The organism is Streptomyces sp. ML-6, from assembly GCF_030116705.1.
Classification (GTDB): Bacteria; Actinomycetota; Actinomycetes; order Streptomycetales; family Streptomycetaceae; genus Streptomyces.
The window spans coordinates 2,449,438-2,466,065 of the sequence record NZ_JAOTIK010000001.1; the positions used below are offsets into that span (position 1 = coordinate 2,449,438).

Here is a 16,628-nt window from a genome sequence, read left to right on the forward strand (position 1 = left end):
TCTCCTGTTCATCTGCTGGAATTTGACGTCAGGTCACCGCGCGTAGAGTTCCTGGGTGAACATCGGGTCCGGAAGGGCCGCCGGTCCGCACCACGGCCCCGGCGGCCGGACCGGCTTCCGTCGGACGGCCGCGGTGTTCACAGCTTTTCCTGACCCGATCCGGTTGCCCGGGAACAACTCCTCCCGGCCGAGAGTATGAGGCACGTTCTGTGAAGGTTCGTACGAGTCGGCCGGGCGCCCTGATCTCCGTGGGCCTGGCAGCGACGCTGTTGACGGGTTGTGGGGCCCAGAACGACATCTGGCAGTTCGACGCCAAGGAGAGTCTGGTCGTCGGGATGTCCGACGACATCCTCGCGACGGACCCGGCCGCGGGTTACGACCCCGGGTCCTGGCTGCTGTTCAACAACGTCTTCCAGTCCCTGCTGAGCTTCCCGCCCGGTTCCTCCACCCCGGTGCCGGAGGCGGCCGACGAGTGCGGCTTCTCGGACGACAGCAAGACCTACACCTGCACCCTGCGCGAGGGGCTGAAGTTCAGCAACGGCCACAACCTCACGTCGAAGGACGTCAAGCACTCCTTCGACCGGGCGATCAGGATCAACGACCCGGCGGGTCCGGCGCCGCTGCTCTCCACCATCGCGTCGATCGAAACCCCGGACGTGCGGACGGTCGTCTTCCGCCTCAAGGTGCCCGACGCGACGTTCCCCAGCAAGATCGCCTCGGGCGCCGGTTCCATCGTGGACCACGAGATCTACCCGGCGGACAGACTGCTCAAGGGCGACAAGGCGGTCGGTTCCGGGCCCTACGAGCTGGACTCCATCGACAAGTCGAAGGCCGACTTCTCGGTGTACTCCGGCTACCAGGGCAACGCCGAGGTGAAGAACTCCGGTGTGACGCTGCGGCTGTTCCGCGGCAACCAGCAGGCCCTCAAGTCCGCCCTGGAGAAGGGCGACGTGGACATCGCGTACCGCGGTCTCACCGCCAAGGCGATAGCCGCCCTGGACACCTCGCCCGCCGCCGAGAAGGACGGCATCGAGGTCGTCCAGGGGAACAGCGCCGAGGTCCAGCACCTGGTCTTCAACGTGGCCGACCCCGTGGTCGGCAAGATCGCCGTGCGCAAGGCCATCGCCCACCTCGTCGACCGTTACGCCCTGGTCAGCAAGGTCTACGAGTCCACGGCGACCCCGCTCTACTCGATCGTCCCGGTCGGCATCACCGGCCACGGGACCTCCTTCTTCGACACGTACGGGGACAGCCCGCGGCCGAAGCTGGCGAAGAAGATCCTGGAGGACACCGGCATCACCGACAAGGTGAAGCTCACCCTCTGGTCCACCCCGAGCCGTTACGGTCCCGCCACCGACGACGAGCTGCGGACCATCGCCGAGCAGCTGAACCGGAGCGGTCTCTTCGAGGCCCGGATGAAGTCCGTCCCCTTCGACGAGTACGAGAAGAACATCGCCAAGGGCAAGTACGGCATCTACGTGAAGGGCTGGGTGCCGGACTACCCCGACCCCGACAACTTCACCCAGCCGTTCTTCGGCAAGGGCAACGTCCTGGCGAACAATTTCGAGAACGGCGAGATCTCCCGGATCATCCCGCGGACGTCGTCCATGACCGACCGGGCGAAGACCCGGCAGGAGTTCATGAAGCTCCAGGACATCGTGGCCGACCAGCTGCCGCTGCTGCCGCTGTGGCAGGGCAAGCAGTACGCGGTCGCCCACGAGGACGTCCGGGGCCTGCAGAACTGCCTGGACAACTCGACCGTCTTCCGGTTCTGGGAGCTCAGCACCGCGTCCTAGGGGACGGGGTCACCGGGGGCGACCGGGACCGGGGCGGCGCCCAGGGGGTACGGGACCTCCCGGGGCAGGAGCCGTGCCGCCTCGTCGAGGCTCCCGGCCGCGACCCGTGCGTGGACCTGCCGGGCGAGCGGGGTGACGTCGCGGATGGACACCGTCCACTCGTCCGCGTACCGCCGTGACGCCTCGCCGGAGAGCCCGAGCTGGAGGGAGCGGTACGGCAGCCGGTCCAGGCGCAGGTCCCGCTCCGGGTCCCACTGGACGCGCGCCGGGGCCCGGCGCAGGGCGTGCTGCCAGGCGGCGCGGTCCGGGTGGACCCCCCTGACGTAGTGCGAGAGTTCGGCCCCGGACAGGGCCCGGTCGAAGCCCTCGCGGGTGATCTCGACGGCCAGCACGGTCTCCTGGCCCTCCTTGGTGCCCCAGCCGCAGCGGTACATCATCCACAGGAAGCTCGGTTTGATCCACGTCATGCGGTCCCGCTTCCAGGTGTCGGGGAAGCGCCCGTCGCGCGCGGCCGGGAGGCCGATGGACGGGGTGTACGCCTGGTAGACGGTGATCGTGGTGTCCGTGTACTGGGCGCGGATCTCGTACTGGGGCCTGGTCGGAGCGGTCATGGCCCCCATCAGAACACCGGCCCGCCGGTCCCCGCGAACGAATTCCCGGGGACCGGGGGCCAGGGGTCTGCACCTGCTGGTCCGCGAAGTCGGGTAAGTGAGCGTAACCATGTGTGAGTGAGTGTCGTTGTCGGGGTGTGAATCTGACGGAATGGGCGAAGACGCAGGGTGTGCATCCGCAGACCGCGTATCGCTGGTTCCGTGAGGGGGTGTTGCCGGTACCGGCTCAGCGGGTCGGACCGCGCACGATCCTGGTGAACATCGACGCGAACACTACGCCTGAGGCCATCGGTGGTCTGGGCCTGTATGCCCGTGTGTCCTCGCACGATCAGAAGACCGATCTGGAACGCCAGGTCGCGCGGCTGTCGGCGTGGGCGGTGAACGCCGGTCACCGGGTCGTTCGTGTCGAGGCGGAGATCGCTTCGGGGATGAACGGCTGCCGTTCGAAGGCCCGGCGTCTGCTGGCCGACCCGAACGTGACCACCGTGGTGGTGGAGCATAAGGACCGGCTCGGCCGGATGAACGTCGAGCTTGTCGAGGCCGCCTTGTCGGCGACGGGCCGTCGCCTGCTGGTGGTGGACGACGGCGAGGTCGCAGACGACCTGGTGCGGGACATGGTGGAGGTACTGACGTCGTTCTGCGCCCGTCTGTACGGGCGCAGGTCGGCGAGGAACCGTGCCCGCAAGGCACTGGAAGCGGCCGAACATGGCTGACCTCCGCCCGATCGCCGCGCCGTTCGTCGCTCTCGGCCCGTCCGGTGTGGCGGTGCGTACCCGGCTGGGGGACCTCACGCCCGCGGATGAGAAGGTTCTGCGCCTGGTGGGGGCGCACCTGGGCTCGCTCGCCTCGAAGGACCTCAAAGCGCGTTGCACCGACGGCTTGGAGCACTCCGCCGAGTCATGGGCGGTCCGTAAGCGGGACCTGACGGCCCAGTCGTCGTCCAGGTGGGCCGGGGCGATCACGAAGGCCACGCATGACCAGTGGGCGCTCGCCCGGCGCGGCCAGGCCGCGCACGTGCAGGGCCTCGAAGCCGGTATCGCGACGATCCGGCACCGGCTGTCGCTGCCGGTCGGCCGGAAGGGCACCAAGCAGACTCCGGGCGGCTACCGCTCCACGCACGAGTGGTTTAACAAAGCGCGCCGCCTGCACGTGCTGGAGGACCGGCTCGAGAAGGTTCGGGCCGACCGGGAAGCGGGTCGGGTGCACGTCGTGCGTGGCGGTAACCGTCTGCTGGGCACCCGTCACAACCTCGACAGGGCGCAGCTCACCGCGTCCCAGTGGCGTGAGCGGGGGAAGCGGGGCGCTGGTTCCTCAAGGCGGACGGCGAGTCGGGGAAAAGGTTCGGCAACGAGACGATCCGCATCACGCCCGAGGGCGAAGTGTCGATCAAGCTCCCGGCCCCGCTCGCCGACCTGGCGAACGCCCGGCACGGCCGGTACGTACTCGCTGCCAAGCTGCGGTTCCCTTACCGGGAGCAGGAGTGGGCCGACCGCGTGGAGGCCAACCGGGCCGTGGCCTACCGCATCCACTACGACACCGGGCGCGGCCGCTGGTACGTGGACGCCTCCTGGCAGATCCCACCCACCGCGACCATCCCACTCCAAGCCGCCCTCGCGGGCGGCGTGATCGGCGTGGACACCAACGCCGACCACCTCGCCGCATGGCGCCTGGACACCCACGGCAACCCGATCGGCCGGCCGCGCCGGTTCTTCTACGACCTGTCTCAAGGCGCCCAGCACCGCGACGCCCAGGTACGGCACGCCCTCACACGGCTGCTGAACTGGGCCAAAGCCTGCGGCGTCAAGGCCATCGCGGTCGAAGACCTCGACTTCCAGACCGAGAAGACCAGAGAGAAGCACGGGCGCAAGCGCCGATTCCGGCAACTCATCTCCGGCATGCCGACGGGCAAGCTCCGCGCCCGGCTGACCTCCATGGCCGACGCCACAGGCATCGCGATCATCGCCGTGGACCCGGCCTACACCAGCAAGTGGGGCGCCCAGCACTGGCAAAAGCCGATGGCCGGCCCCACCCGTAAGACCACCCGGCACGATGCAGCGAGCATCGCGATCGGACGACGCGCCCAGGGACACCCGATCCGGCGACGGACGACACCGCCCCGTGCACACCAGAGCGATGTGCACGGGCATCGGACCATCCAGGCCGACCGGTGTGCCCCTGGGCGTGAGGGACCCCGCCCCCGCATCCCCGGACCACGGACACGATCCGTGCCGCCGGACGCGGCGAGTACGCGGGCAACCAGGACATCCAAAACCGTTCGGGGTGTCCGCAGTGACCAGGTATGGGTCCAAGACTCACTCCTGCTCACTGATTAGGAACGGTTGAGTGACCGGTTCAGGACACGATGTCCTTGCGGCCGAAGCCCCGGAAGGCGAGGGCGAACAGGATCAGCGCGTACGTCACCGAGATCGCCGCGCCCTTCGCCATGCCGGCCCACTCCAGTTCGGGCTGGAGCGCGTCCGCCCAGGCGAACTGCCAGTGCGCGGGCAGGAATTCGCGCCAGGAGCCGAGTGCGGTGACGGCGTCCAGCACATTGCCGACGATGGTCAGGCCGACCGCGCCGCCGACCGCGCCCAGCGGGGCGTCGGTCCTGGTCGAGAGCCAGAACGCCAGTCCGGCGGTGACCAGTTGCGAGACGAAGACGAACGCGACGGCGAGCGCCAGCCGGGGCAGGGTGTCCGAGGTCGCGAGCGCGCCGCCGGTGGGGAGTGCGAGCGGTCCCCAGCCGTACGCGACGGCCCCCGCGGCCAGGGCGACGAGCGGCAGCAGCACCATCGCGGCGAGACTGAAGCCGAGTGCCACGACGAGTTTGCTCCACAGCAGTCTGGCCCGTGGCACGGGCGCCGCCAGCAGGTAGCGCAGCGAGGACCAGCCGGCCTCGGAGGCGACGGTGTCCCCGCAGAACAGCGCCACCGGCACCACCAGCAGGAACCCCGCGGACACGAACAGACAGGTCGCGGCGAAGTTCGCGGCGGAGGCCGTCGCGGTGTCCATCAGGGTGATCCGGTCGTTGCCGCCGCCCCGCGATTCCGGGGTGCCGCCGATCGCGAACGCGACGATCAGGACGAACGGCAGGGCCGCCAGCACCCCGCCCATGACCAGGGTGCGGCGTCTGCGCAGCTGGCGCATCGCCTCGACCCGCAGCGGCAGGGTGTGCCGGGCGCGGTAGCCGGGGGCCCCGACGGCGGCCCCGGTGGCCCCGGCGGTGTCTGCGGTTTCGGTGACATCGGCTGCGGCACTCATGCGGAGCCTCCGGAGATCAGGGTGAGGAACGCGTCCTCCAGTCGGCGGTGCGGCCCGACACCGGTCAGCGGCACGTCGAGCCGGACCAGTTCGGCGATCAGCTCGGCCGGGGTGGCGCCGTCGAGCCGTACGAGCAGCCCGCGGCCGTCCTCCGTGCGGGCGGCCGAGCCGATCCCGGGCAGCGCGGCGACCTTCTCCGCGAGGGGTTCGGTCACCTCGTGCGCGCTGGTGACCAGCAGCGTGTCCCCGGACCCGGTGATCTCGGCGACCGGGCCGGCCTGGACGAGCCGGCCGCGGTCCATGACCACGAGGTGGGTGCAGGACTGCTCGACCTCGGAGAGCAGGTGGCTGGAGACGATGACGGTCCGGCCCCCGGCGGCGTAGCGGATCATCACGTCCCGCATCTCGCGGATCTGGGGCGGGTCGAGCCCGTTGGTCGGTTCGTCGAGGATGAGCAGGTCCGGCATGCCGAGCATGGCCTGGGCGATGGCGAGCCGTTGCCGCATGCCCTGCGAGTACGTGCGGACGGCGCGGGCCAGGGCGTCGCCGAGCCCGGCGATCTCCAGGGCCTCCTCGATGTGCGCGTCCTCGGCGGGCCTTCCGGTGGCCTGCCAGTACAGCTCCAGGTTGGCGCGCCCGGACAGGTGCGGCAGGAAGCCGGCCCCCTCGACGAACGCGCCGACGCGGGACAGCACGGGCGCACCGGGCCGGACGGCCTGTCCGAAGACGCGGATCTCGCCGTCGTCGGGCGTGATGAGCCCTATCAGCATGCGCAGGGTCGTGGTCTTGCCCGCGCCGTTGGGGCCGAGGAGTCCGAGCACCTGCCCCTTCTCGACCCGGAAGGACAGGTCCTGCACCGCGTACCTGTCGGCGGACTTCGCGTACTTCTTCGACAGCCCGGTGATCCGGAGCGGCACGTCGGCGAGCGCCGGGTCGGGCGCGGGGGCCGCGGTGCGGCGGCGGGCGGTGAACAGCAGTGCGGCGGCGATCACGACGGCGGCGGCCGGCAGGGCCCAGGTCCATCGGGGCAGCGGGGCCGCCGCGGTTTTCAGGCCGGGGGCGGTGGGGACGGTGAGCGGACCGGCGGGGGTCACGGTGTACGTCGCGGGCGCGGCCGGGGAGGCGTGGCCGAGGTCGGTGGTGGAGAGGACCAGGCGGAGCCGGTGCCCGGCGTCGAAGCGGTGGTCGATGGCGGGGAGGGTGAGCCGTACACCCTTGCCCTGCCGGTCCTGCGGGATGCGGACGGGGGCGACCAGCTGGGAGGGCAGCAGTTGCTGCCTGCCGTCCGGGGACACGTCGTACACCTTCCCGAACAGGACGGCGTCGCCGGAGTCCGTCCTGAGGTCGACGGTCACGGTGGGGGTGCCGGTGACGTTCAGCGGCGCGTCCAGCGGGGCCGAGTCGAAGCGGGCGTGCTGGCCGGGGAAGTCGAGCGAGAGCCCGACGCCGAGGGACGACAGCCGGGAGAGGCCGCCGCCGACGCCGGGCACGGCCGAGACGGCCGGCGGACTGGCCCCGGCGGGGTTGCGGAACGTCTGCGTCCGCCGCCCGATGCCGATCTCCTCCTTGCCGCTGTCCAGCCCCGGGTAGGTGGCGCTGCTCGCTCCGCGCGCGAGGGCGGCCCCGTCGGTGGAGTCGATGCCTCCGGTGCGGGTGACGCGGAAGGCGGGGCCGGTGTCGGCGTTCTCGTCGTCCTTCAGGTACCGGTCGAACCAGCGGCCGACGCGCTGGTGCACCCGGTCGGTCTCCGGGTCGCCGCCGTCGTGTCCGCCGGCGATCCAGTCGACGGCGACCGGGGCGCCGTTGCCGCCGATCGCCCCGGCCATGGCGTCGGCCTGGCCGAGCGGGAAGAGGGAGTCGGTCTGCCCCTGCACGATGAGCGCGGGCACCCGGATCCGGTCGGCGACGGCGCTCGGGGAACGCTCGGTCAGCAGCGCGCGGGCGGCGGCGTCCGGTTTTCCGCTGACGGCGACCCGTTCGTACATCTCGCAGAGCCGCTTCTCGAACTTCTGGCAGCCGCCGCCGGTGGTGACGAAGATTCCGGCCCAGAGCTTCTTGAAGACCCCGTCGGGGAAGAGGGCGTCGGCCAGGTTCCAGTAGGTGATCTGCGGTGCGACGGCGTCGACGCGCTGGTCGTGCCCGGCGGCGAGGAGCGAGACGGCTCCGCCGTAGGAGGCGCCGGTGATCCCGACGCGGGGGTCGCCCTCGGCGTCGAGTTCCACCTCGGGCCGGTCCGCGAGCCAGTCGATCAGCCGGGAGACGTCCCGGACCTCGCGGTCGGGGGCGTTGAGCGAGATCTCCCCGCCCGACTTCCCGAACCCGCGCGCGGACCAGGTCAGCACGGCGTATCCGGCACCGGCCAGCTGCTCGGCCCGGGCCCGCACGTCGTTCTTGCTGCCGCCGAAGCCGTGGCCGATCAGCACGGCCGGCCGGCGTTCCGTGCCGCCGGTGGTGAAGTACGAGGTGTCGATGGACACCCCGTCGAACCGCATCGTCCGGTCCTTGCGGTGCACGGCGGGCGCGCCGTCGTCGGCCGCGGCGGTCCAGGTTCCCGCACCGGCCAGCACGACGAATGCCGCGAGGCCCGCGCCCCATCGGCTCCGCCTGCGGGGCAGCAGTCGCCGCCACCGGGGCGCATGCGCATCGGAGGTGTCCATGGTCCCCGACCCTAAGCGGACGACCGCCGCGCGCGGACAGCCACCAGGGGGAACTCCTCGGCCTCCTCCGGACGTACGGCGCCCGCCCGCCGTACTGCGGACGCGGTATGCCGTGGCATCGGGACGGGCGCGTCGTCGGGACGGGCGCGCGGTGCCGCGCGTGCTTCCCGGGGCGGGGCGGCGTCCCCGGAAGCGTCCCCGGAAGCGTCTTCGGCGGTGTGGTGTCCCCGGCGGTGTCATGCCGGGCCCCTGACATTCGTCATACGGACCTCGGTACACGCGGCTCTGCCGGGCAACGGGCCCCGGCGGCCAGTCTGTACCCATCGAGAGCGGGGCCGCGCAAGGCCCCCGCCCCACGGGAGAGGAACCCGTCATGACCAGCCCGGCCGCCACCGTCACCGCCCCCGTCGCAGTCGTCCCGGTCGCCGCCGTCACCGCCCCCGTCGCGGACGTCCCGGTCATGGACGCCCCGGCCGCCACCGGCCGGTTCACGCCGCGCAGGGCGGTGCTGGACAGCGTGCTGCCGCTGCTGGTGGACGTGGCGGTTCCGCTCGCCTCGTACTACACGCTGAAGGCGACGGGCATGAGCACGTTCGCCGCGCTGGCCTGGAGCAGCGTGCTGCCGGCCGTGCGCACCGTGTGGAGCGTGGTGCGCGGGCAGCGGCTCAACGGGCTGGCCGCGCTGATCGTGACGGTCAACGCGGTGGGCCTGCTGACGAGTCTGGTGGTGGGCGACCCGCGGCTGATGCTCGCCAAGGACAGCGGGGTGAGCAGCATCATCGGGCTCGTCGTCCTGGTGACCGCACTGAAGGGGCAGCCGATGATGACCGCGGGCCTGCGGCCCTGGCTGGTGGGGGGCGACGCGGACAGGGCCGCCGCCTGGCAGCGGCTGTCGGCCGGGTCGGCGGCGTTCCGGCGGGCGGAGATCCGGTTCTCGATGGTGTGGGGTGCGGCGCTGCTGGGCGAGTGCGTGGTGCGGACGGTGGGGGCGTACACGGTGCCGGTGGAGACGATGGTGTGGCTCGGCACGGTGATCATGGTGGCGACGCTGGTGTCCGCGTTCCTGGTCTCGGGGCGGGTGGGCGCCGTCCCGATGCAGCGGATGATCGCCGAGGCCGCCCGTACGGAGAAGACCTCCGCCAGGTGACCCGGTGCCCCGATGACCCGGTGACGGGCCACCGGCCGGAGGGGGGCCGGAGGCCGAGGGCCGGGGAGGAGCCGTTCGCGGCTCCTCCCCGGCCCTTTTCTGCCGGACTGCCATTACCTCTCCGGTAATTGAGGCGTTCGCGGGCCGGTCATTACCTTCCCCGCAGGGGCCTGCGCCCCTCCGGTCCCGCACCCGGACCGGCGACGCAGCAACGAAAGGAAGACCTCATGATGTCGTTCCGGAACGCGGGTACGGTCCCTGCGACGGGCACCGACCGCTCCGACGGCCTTCTCCGGTTCGCCCTCCTGGCGGACGCCGTCCTCACCGGTGCGAACGGCCTCGGATACCTCGGGCTCGCCACGGTCCTGGACTCCTTCCTCGGCGTGCGCCTCTCGGTGCAGTACCCGGTGGGCGTGTTCCTCGTCGGGTACGCGCTGTGGGTGCTGGCCGTCTCCCGCCAGGAGAACATCCGCCGCGGCCCGGTCGCCGCCGTCATCGCCCTGAACACGGCCTGGGCCGTGGCGAGCGTCGTGACGGTCGCCGTGGACGCGCTGACCGCGACGGGCGTCGGCAACGGATGGATCGTGTTCCAGGGCCTGACGGTGGCGGCCATGGGCGCGCTCCAGTACCTGGGTCTGCGACGCGCGTGAGCGCACGCGGGACGGCCCGCACGGACGGGGGAGGTGTCCGTGCGGGCCGCGGGGAGGGGGCTCGGAACGAATCAGTGGTTGCGGGGGAAGCCCAGGTCCACGCCCGCCGGGGCGTCGGCCGGGTCCGGCCAGCGGGTGGTGACGACCTTGCCGCGGGTGTAGAAGTGCACCCCGTCGTTGCCGTAGATGTGGTGGTCGCCGAAGAGGGAGTCCTTCCAGCCGCCGAAGGAGTGGTAGCCGACCGGCACCGGGATCGGCACGTTGACGCCGACCATGCCGGCCTCGATCTCCAGCTGGAAGCGGCGGGCGGCGCCGCCGTCCCGGGTGAAGATCGCGGTGCCGTTGCCGAACGGCGAGGCGTTCATGAGGGCCACGCCCTCCTCGTACGTCTCGGTGCGCAGGACGCACAGCACCGGGCCGAAGATCTCGTCCTTGTACGCGTCCGAGTCGGTGGACACGTGGTCGAGCAGGGAGAGGCCGATCCAGTGGCCGTTCTCGAAGCCCTCGACGGTGTGACCGGTGCCGTCGAGCACGACCTCGGCGCCCTGGGCGGCGGCGCCCGCGACGTAGGAGGCGACCTTGTCGCGGTGGGCGGCGGTGATCAGCGGGCCCATCTCGGACGTCGGGTCGTTGCCGGGGCCGATCTTGATCTTCTCGGCGCGCTCCTTGATCTTGGCGACGAGCTCGTCGGCGATCGAGCCGACCGCGACGATCGCGGAGATCGCCATGCAGCGCTCGCCCGCGGAGCCGTACGCGGCGGAGACGGCGGCGTCGGCGGCGGCGTCCAGGTCCGCGTCCGGCAGCACCAGCATGTGGTTCTTCGCGCCGCCGAGGGCCTGGACGCGCTTGCCGTTGGCGGAGGCGGTGGTGTGGATGTACCGGGCGATCGGGGTGGAGCCCACGAAGGAGACCGCGGCGACGTCCGGGTGGTTCAGCAGGCCGTCGACGGCGACCTTGTCACCGTGCAGGACGTTCAGCACGCCGTCCGGCAGGCCGGCCTCGGCGGCCAGCTCGGCCAGCAGGTTCGCGGCCGACGGGTCCTTCTCGCTGGGCTTGAGCACGAAGGTGTTGCCGCAGGCGATGGCCAGCGGGAACATCCACATCGGCACCATGGCCGGGAAGTTGAACGGGGTGATGCCGGCGACGACGCCGAGCGGCTGGCGGATCGCGGCGACGTCGACCCGGCTGGAGACCTGGGTGGACAGCTCGCCCTTGAGCTGGGTGGTGATGCCGCAGGCCAGCTCGACGATCTCCAGGCCGCGGGCGACCTCGCCCAGCGCGTCCGAGTGCACCTTGCCGTGCTCGGCGGTGATCAGGGCGGCGATCTCGTCGCGGCGGGCGTCCAGCAGCGCGCGGTAGCGGAAGAGGATCGCCGTGCGGGTGGCCAGCGAGGACGTGCTCCAGGAGGCGTAGGCGTCCTTCGCGGCGGCGACCGCGGCGTCGACCTCGTCGAGGGAGGCGAGCGCGACCCGGGTGGTGACCTCTCCGGTGGCCGGGTCGGTGACCGGGCCGTAGTTGCCCGACGCGCCCTCGACGGTCTTGCCACCGATCCAGTGGTTGACGGTCTTCATGACAGAAACTCCTTCGATGGCGTCTTCAGAGGTGGTGGCGACGGTCGGCGACGTGGCGGTCGTACTCTTCCCGGGCTTTCACGGCCGACGGCCGGGTGGCCGTCTCGGCAACGGGAACATCCCACCACGCCTGTGCCGGAGGGGGGCCCGACACTGTGTCTGCCGTTTCGGTCTCGACGTAGACACAAGTGGGACGGTCCGCGGCCCGCGCCTCGCGGAGGGCCTCGCGCAGATCGCGCACGCTCCTGGCGCGCAGCACCCGCATCCCGAGCGAGCCCGCGTTGGCCGCGAGATCGACGGGCAGCGGGGGGCCGGTGAACGTGCCGTCCGCGGCGCGGTGGCGGTAGGCCGTGCCGAGGCGTTCGGCGCCGACCGCCTCGGAGAGCCCGCCGATGGACGCGTAGCCGTGGTTCTGCAGGACGACCAGCTTCACCGGGAGTTCCTGCTGCACGGCGGTGACGATCTCGGTGGGGTTCATCAGGTACGTGCCGTCGCCGACGAGGGCCCAGACCGGGCGGTCGGGGGCGGCCAGCTGGACCCCGATCGCGGCCGGGATCTCGTAGCCCATGCAGGAGTAGCCGTACTCCACGTGGTACTGCTGCGGGGAGCGGGCCCGCCAGAGTTTGTGCAGGTCGCCGGGGAGCGAACCGGCCGCGTTGATCAGGATGTCGTCCTCGGTGACGAGGCCGTCGAGGAGGCCGACGACCTGGGCCTGGGTGGGGCGGGCGTGCGGGTCGGGGGCGGTGAACGCGGCGGTGACGCGCCGTTCCCAGCGCTCCTTGGCGTCGGTGTACTCGGTCTCGTAGGCGGGGTCGACGCGGTGGTTGCGCTCGGCGAGCGCGGTGGTGAGGGCTTCGAGGGCGGTGCGGGCGTCGGCGACGAGCGGGAGGGCGCCGAGCTTGTGGGCGTCGAAGCCGGTGATGTTGAGGTTGAGGAAGCGGACCCCGGGGTTCGCGAAGAGGGTGGCGGAGGCGGTGGTGAAGTCGGAGTAGCGGGTGCCGATGCCGATGACCAGGTCGGCGGTGCGGGCCAGCTCGTCGGCGGTCGCGGTGCCGGTGTGGCCGATGCCGCCGACGTCGGCGGGGTGGTCGTGCCGCAGGGAGCCCTTGCCGGCCTGGGTGGAGGCGACCGGGATGCGGGTGGCGGCGGCGAACGCGGCGAGGGTGTGCTCGGCCGCGCTGTGGTGGACGCCGCCGCCCGCCACGATCAGTGGCCTGCGGGCGCCGCGCACCGCCCGCACCGCCCGCTCGAACTCCTGCGGGTCGGGGGCGGGACGGCGTACGTGCCAGACGCGTTCGGCGAAGAACTCCTCCGGCCAGTCGTACGCCTGGACCTGCACGTCCTGCGGCAGCGCGAGGGTGACGGCACCGGTCTGCGCCGGGTCGGTCAGGGTCCGTACGGCCTGGAGGGCGGCCGGGACCAGGGCCTCGGGGCGGGTGATCCGGTCGAAGTAGCGGGAGACGGGGCGCAGGCAGTCGTTGACCGACACGTCGCCCGCGTACGGGACTTCGAGCTGCTGGAGCACCGGGTCGGCGGGCCGGGCCGCGAAGGTGTCGCCGGGCAGGAGGAGGACGGGGAGGTGGTTGACGGTGGCGAGGGCGGCGCCGGTGACGAGGTTGGTGGCGCCGGGGCCGATGGAGGTGGTGACGGCGTGCGCGGAGAGCCGCCCGCACTGGCGGGCGTAGCCGACGGCGGCGTGCACCATGGCCTGTTCGTTGCGGCCCTGGAGGTAGGGCATGGCCCGGCCCGACTCGACGAGCGCCTGGCCGATGCCGGCGACGTTGCCGTGGCCGAAGATGCCCCAGGTGGCGCCGATCAGCCGCTGCCGCCGGCCGTCGCGTTCGGTGTACTGGCGGGCCAGGAAGGCCACCAGGGCCTGGGCGGTGGTGAGGCGGCGGGTGCTCATGGGCGGTCCTCCGGCCCGTGGAGGGGAAGTCTGGGGTCCATCGGCTGCGACGGCCAGGTGTCGCGGATCCAGCCGTGCTCCGGGTGGTCGCTGATCAGCCATTCCCGCTTCTCGCCGGGGCCCGCCATCACGTTGAGGTAGTAGAGGGTGCGGCCCGGGGAGGCGATGGACGGGCCGTGCCAGCCGTCGGGGATCAGGACCGTGTCGCCGCTGCGCACCTCGGCGAGGACGTCCGTGCCGCCGGGCCGGGACGGCGACACCCGGTGGTAGCCGAGGCCGTCGTGCTCCACCTCGAAGTAGTAGATCTCCTCCAGGACGGATTCGACGCCGGGGCGGTGCTCGTCGTGCTTGTGCGGCGGGTAGGAGGACCAGTTGCCGCCGGGGGTGAGGACCTCGACGGCGATCAGCCGGTCGCACTCGAAGGTGTCGGCGGCGGCGAAGTTGTGGACCTGGCGCGAGCAGGTCCCCGAGCCGCGCAGTTCGACCGGTACCTCCGGCGCGGGGCCGTAGCGAGCGGGGAGTCGTCGCTCGCACTTCGCTCCTGCCAGGGCGAAGCGGCCTCCTGCGCCGGAGGCGATCTGTGCGTGGGCGTCGCGCGGTACATAGGCGAAGTCGGACACGCCGCTGAACACGCTTTCCCGGCCCAGTAGTTCAAAGATCTCACCTGAGGTGTGCACCGTACAGCCGCCGGTCAACGGAAGGACGATCCACTCGCATTCCCCGGTGACGAGTGTGTGAATTCCGCCGGGGCCGAGTTCCAGGACGCGCAGGGCCGACCGGTCCCATCCGGCTTGCTCGGGGCCGATGTCGAGGGCGTAGGGGCCGTTCGCCGTGGTTCCGGCGCGGAGGTGGTGGCGGTGCTGTTCGTCGTCCGTCGTCATGGCCGTTCCCTACCCGTTCTCCGGTCCGTTTCCGTTTTCCCGGATCCGGCCGGCTCCAGCAGCGAGACGGCGGTGTCGACGGCCGCGGCCACGTCCCCGCCGGCCGGGTAGAGCAGCGAGCGCCCCACCACCAGCCCCTGGACGGTGGGCAGGCGCAGGGCCGTGCGCCATTTCTCGAACGCGCCGTCCAGGTCGTCGCCCACCTCCCCGCCCAGCAGCACGGCGGGCAGCGTCGACGCCTCCATCACCCGGGCCATGGCGTGGGGGTCGTCGGTGACGGGGACCTTGAGCCAGGTGTACGCGGAGGTCCCGGCCAGCCCCGACGCGATGGCGATCGAGGTGGTCACCGCCTCCGCACCGAGGTCGTTGTGGAGGCGGCCCCCGCTGCGGCGGCAGAGGAACGGCTCGACGAAGACCGGCAGCCGGTGCGCGGCCATGGCGTCGATGGCGCGGGCGGTGGCGTGCATGGTGTCGAGCGAGCCGGGGTCGTCGTAGTCGATCCGGAGCAGCAGTTTGCCGCCGTCGAAGCGGAGCCGGGCGAGGTCCTGGGGGCGGTGGCCGGTGAACCGGTCGTCGAGCTCGAAGGCGGCGCCCGCGAGACCGCCGCGGTTCATCGAGCCGATGACGACCTTCTCCTCCAGCGCGCCGAGGAGCAGCAGGTCGTCGAGGATGTCGGCGGTGGCGAGCACGCCGTCGACGCCGGGGCGGGAGAGGGCGAGGCAGAGCCGTTCCAGGAGTTCGAAGCGGTTGGCCATGGCCAGTTCGCGGTCGCCGACGGCGAGGGAGCCGCGGGCCGGGTGGTCCGCCGCGATGATCATCAGCCGTCCGCGGTCGCCGACGAGGGGGCGTCTGCGGCGGCGCGCCGCGGCTTCGGCGACGGCCTCGGGATGGTGCACGCGCAGCCGGACGAGGTCGCGGACCGAGGAGGCCGGGGGTGTCATGGGGCGGCTCCGGTGGGGCGGGGGACGACGGCGCCCTCGGCCAGGGCCGCTTCGACCTCGTACGGGAACGGCATGGCGGACGAGCAGGCGAGCCGGGAGGCGACGATGGCGCCGGCGGCGTTGGCGTACCGCATGACGCGGTCGGTGTCCCAGCCCGCGAGGAGTCCGTGGCAGAGCGCCCCGCCGAAGGCGTCCCCGGCGCCGAGGCCGTTGACGACCTCGACGGGCAGCGGCGGCACGTCGGCCACCGTGCCGTCGCGGTGGATGGCGAGCACGCCCCCGGGGCCCTTCTTGACGACGGCGAGTTCGGCCCCGGCGTCGATCAGGGCGCGGGCCGCCGCACGCGGTTCGCGTTCGCCGGTCGCGATCTCGCACTCGTCGAGGTTGCCGACGGCGACGGTGGCGTGGGCGAGGGCCTCGCGGTAGCGGGCGGCGGGGACGGAACGGGGCGCGGGGGCCGGGAGGGGCGCGGGGCCGGGGCCCTCCGCCGCGGCCTCCCCTTCCACCGAAGCCCCTTCCCCGGTGGCCCCTCCCACCGGGGCCCCTTCCGCCGTGTCCCCCGCCGCCTCGTCCCAGAACATCGGGCGCCAGTCGAGGTCGAAGACGGTGGTGCCGGACCGGTCGCGGGCGCGCAGGGCGGCGAGGGTGGCGGCGCGGCTCGGCTCGGCGCACAGGCCGGTGCCCGTCATCCAGAAGACCCGGGCGGCCCGGATCGCCCCGAGGTCCAGCTCCCCGGGGTGGATCTCCAGGTCGGGGGCCTTGGGCCTGCGGTAGAAGTGGAGCGGGAAGTCGTCGGGCGGGAAGATCTCGCAGAAGGTGATCGGTGTCGGGTACGCGTCGACGGGTGTCACCCACCGGTCGTCCACCCCGAACTCCCGCAGCTGCCGGTGCAGGTACTCCCCGAAGGCGTCCCGGCCCGTGCGGGTCACCACCGCCGTCCGTCGTCCGAGCCGGGCCGCCGCGACGGCGACGTTGGTCGGCGAGCCGCCCAGGAACTTTCCGAACGTGTCCACCTCGGCCAGGGGCAACCCGCTCTGCAACGGGTAGAGATCCACACCGATCCGGCCCATGGTGATCACGTCGTACGGCTCAGGCATGAGCATCCCTTCGGCCGGCGTCCGGGGCGACTGACCCCAGGTCTAACCCTGCCCCGCAATCGTGTCAATGCTTTGTCCGGACATACGGACGAATGATTGACACCTGTCGC

At 72.1% G+C, this 16,628-nt stretch carries 12 protein-coding genes and 1 pseudogene; 5 read left to right on the plus strand and 8 right to left on the minus strand.

Going from position 1 to position 16,628, the window contains the following annotated elements; genetic code table 11:
* Positions 1 to 209 precede the first annotated feature (209 nt).
* Positions 210 to 1,796: an ABC transporter substrate-binding protein gene (locus OCT49_RS10620; RefSeq protein ID WP_283851638.1), complete on the plus strand. Its 1,587-nt coding sequence runs from the start codon at positions 210 to 212 to the stop codon at positions 1,794 to 1,796.
* On the opposite strand, the gene OCT49_RS10625 is transcribed toward OCT49_RS10620, so the two are convergent.
* On the minus strand, positions 1,793 to 2,407 hold the full coding sequence (locus tag OCT49_RS10625; RefSeq protein WP_283851639.1) for a DUF4291 domain-containing protein: 615 nt from the start codon (positions 2,405 to 2,407) through the stop codon (positions 1,793 to 1,795). The genes OCT49_RS10620 and OCT49_RS10625 overlap by 4 nt on opposite strands.
* Before the next feature lie 137 nt (positions 2,408 to 2,544).
* Here OCT49_RS10625 and OCT49_RS10630 point away from each other — a divergent pair, with 137 nt between their 5' ends.
* Positions 2,545 to 3,120: an IS607 family transposase gene (locus OCT49_RS10630; RefSeq protein WP_283851640.1), complete on the plus strand. Its 576-nt coding sequence runs from the start codon at positions 2,545 to 2,547 to the stop codon at positions 3,118 to 3,120.
* Positions 3,113 to 4,740, plus strand: a pseudogene (locus tag OCT49_RS10635) (nuclease/transposase family protein). The gene OCT49_RS10630 and the pseudogene OCT49_RS10635 overlap by 8 nt, the downstream one beginning before the upstream one ends.
* 19 nt (positions 4,741 to 4,759) lie before the next feature.
* Here OCT49_RS10635 and OCT49_RS10640 read toward each other — a convergent pair.
* Positions 4,760 to 5,668 carry an ABC transporter permease gene (locus tag OCT49_RS10640; RefSeq protein WP_283851641.1) on the minus strand — a complete coding sequence of 303 codons (909 nt, stop codon included), beginning with the start codon at positions 5,666 to 5,668 and terminating at the stop codon, positions 4,760 to 4,762.
* Positions 5,665 to 8,235 (minus strand): alpha/beta fold hydrolase, encoded by a 2,571-nt coding sequence (locus tag OCT49_RS10645; RefSeq protein ID WP_283855747.1) that lies wholly within the window; start codon positions 8,233 to 8,235, stop codon positions 5,665 to 5,667. The genes OCT49_RS10640 and OCT49_RS10645 overlap by 4 nt, the downstream gene beginning before the upstream one ends.
* Before the next feature lie 463 nt (positions 8,236 to 8,698).
* Here OCT49_RS10645 and OCT49_RS10650 point away from each other — a divergent pair, with 463 nt between their 5' ends.
* The gene (locus OCT49_RS10650; protein ID WP_283851642.1) at positions 8,699 to 9,472 is read left to right on the plus strand and encodes a VC0807 family protein; all 774 of its coding nucleotides are present in this window, start codon (positions 8,699 to 8,701) and stop codon (positions 9,470 to 9,472) included.
* Positions 9,473 to 9,699: 227 nt separating this feature from the next.
* Positions 9,700 to 10,122 carry a hypothetical protein gene (locus OCT49_RS10655; protein WP_283851643.1) on the plus strand — a complete coding sequence of 141 codons (423 nt, stop codon included), beginning with the start codon at positions 9,700 to 9,702 and terminating at the stop codon, positions 10,120 to 10,122.
* Positions 10,123 to 10,193: 71 nt separating this feature from the next.
* On the opposite strand, the gene mmsA is transcribed toward OCT49_RS10655, so the two are convergent.
* Genes mmsA through iolC form a run of 5 tightly spaced genes read right to left on the minus strand, consistent with a single transcriptional unit; the run spans position 10,194 to position 16,518 of the window.
* Positions 10,194 to 11,693: a CoA-acylating methylmalonate-semialdehyde dehydrogenase gene (gene mmsA / locus OCT49_RS10660; RefSeq protein WP_283851644.1), complete on the minus strand. Its 1,500-nt coding sequence runs from the start codon at positions 11,691 to 11,693 to the stop codon at positions 10,194 to 10,196.
* Between the two features lie 25 nt (positions 11,694 to 11,718).
* Positions 11,719 to 13,599: a 3D-(3,5/4)-trihydroxycyclohexane-1,2-dione acylhydrolase (decyclizing) gene (gene iolD, locus OCT49_RS10665; RefSeq protein ID WP_283851645.1), complete on the minus strand. Its 1,881-nt coding sequence runs from the start codon at positions 13,597 to 13,599 to the stop codon at positions 11,719 to 11,721.
* Complete coding sequence (gene iolB / locus OCT49_RS10670; protein ID WP_283851646.1) at positions 13,596 to 14,480, minus strand: 5-deoxy-glucuronate isomerase; 885 nt, start codon at positions 14,478 to 14,480, stop codon at positions 13,596 to 13,598. Before iolB ends, iolD begins: the two co-directional genes overlap by 4 nt.
* Complete coding sequence (locus OCT49_RS10675) at positions 14,477 to 15,421, minus strand: Cgl0159 family (beta/alpha)8-fold protein (protein ID WP_283851647.1); 945 nt, start codon at positions 15,419 to 15,421, stop codon at positions 14,477 to 14,479. The genes iolB and OCT49_RS10675 overlap by 4 nt, the downstream gene beginning before the upstream one ends.
* Positions 15,418 to 16,518, minus strand: coding sequence for a 5-dehydro-2-deoxygluconokinase (iolC, locus tag OCT49_RS10680; protein ID WP_283851648.1), 1,101 nt, complete (start codon positions 16,516 to 16,518; stop codon positions 15,418 to 15,420). Before iolC ends, OCT49_RS10675 begins: the two co-directional genes overlap by 4 nt.
* Positions 16,519 to 16,628: the final 110 nt, after the last annotated feature.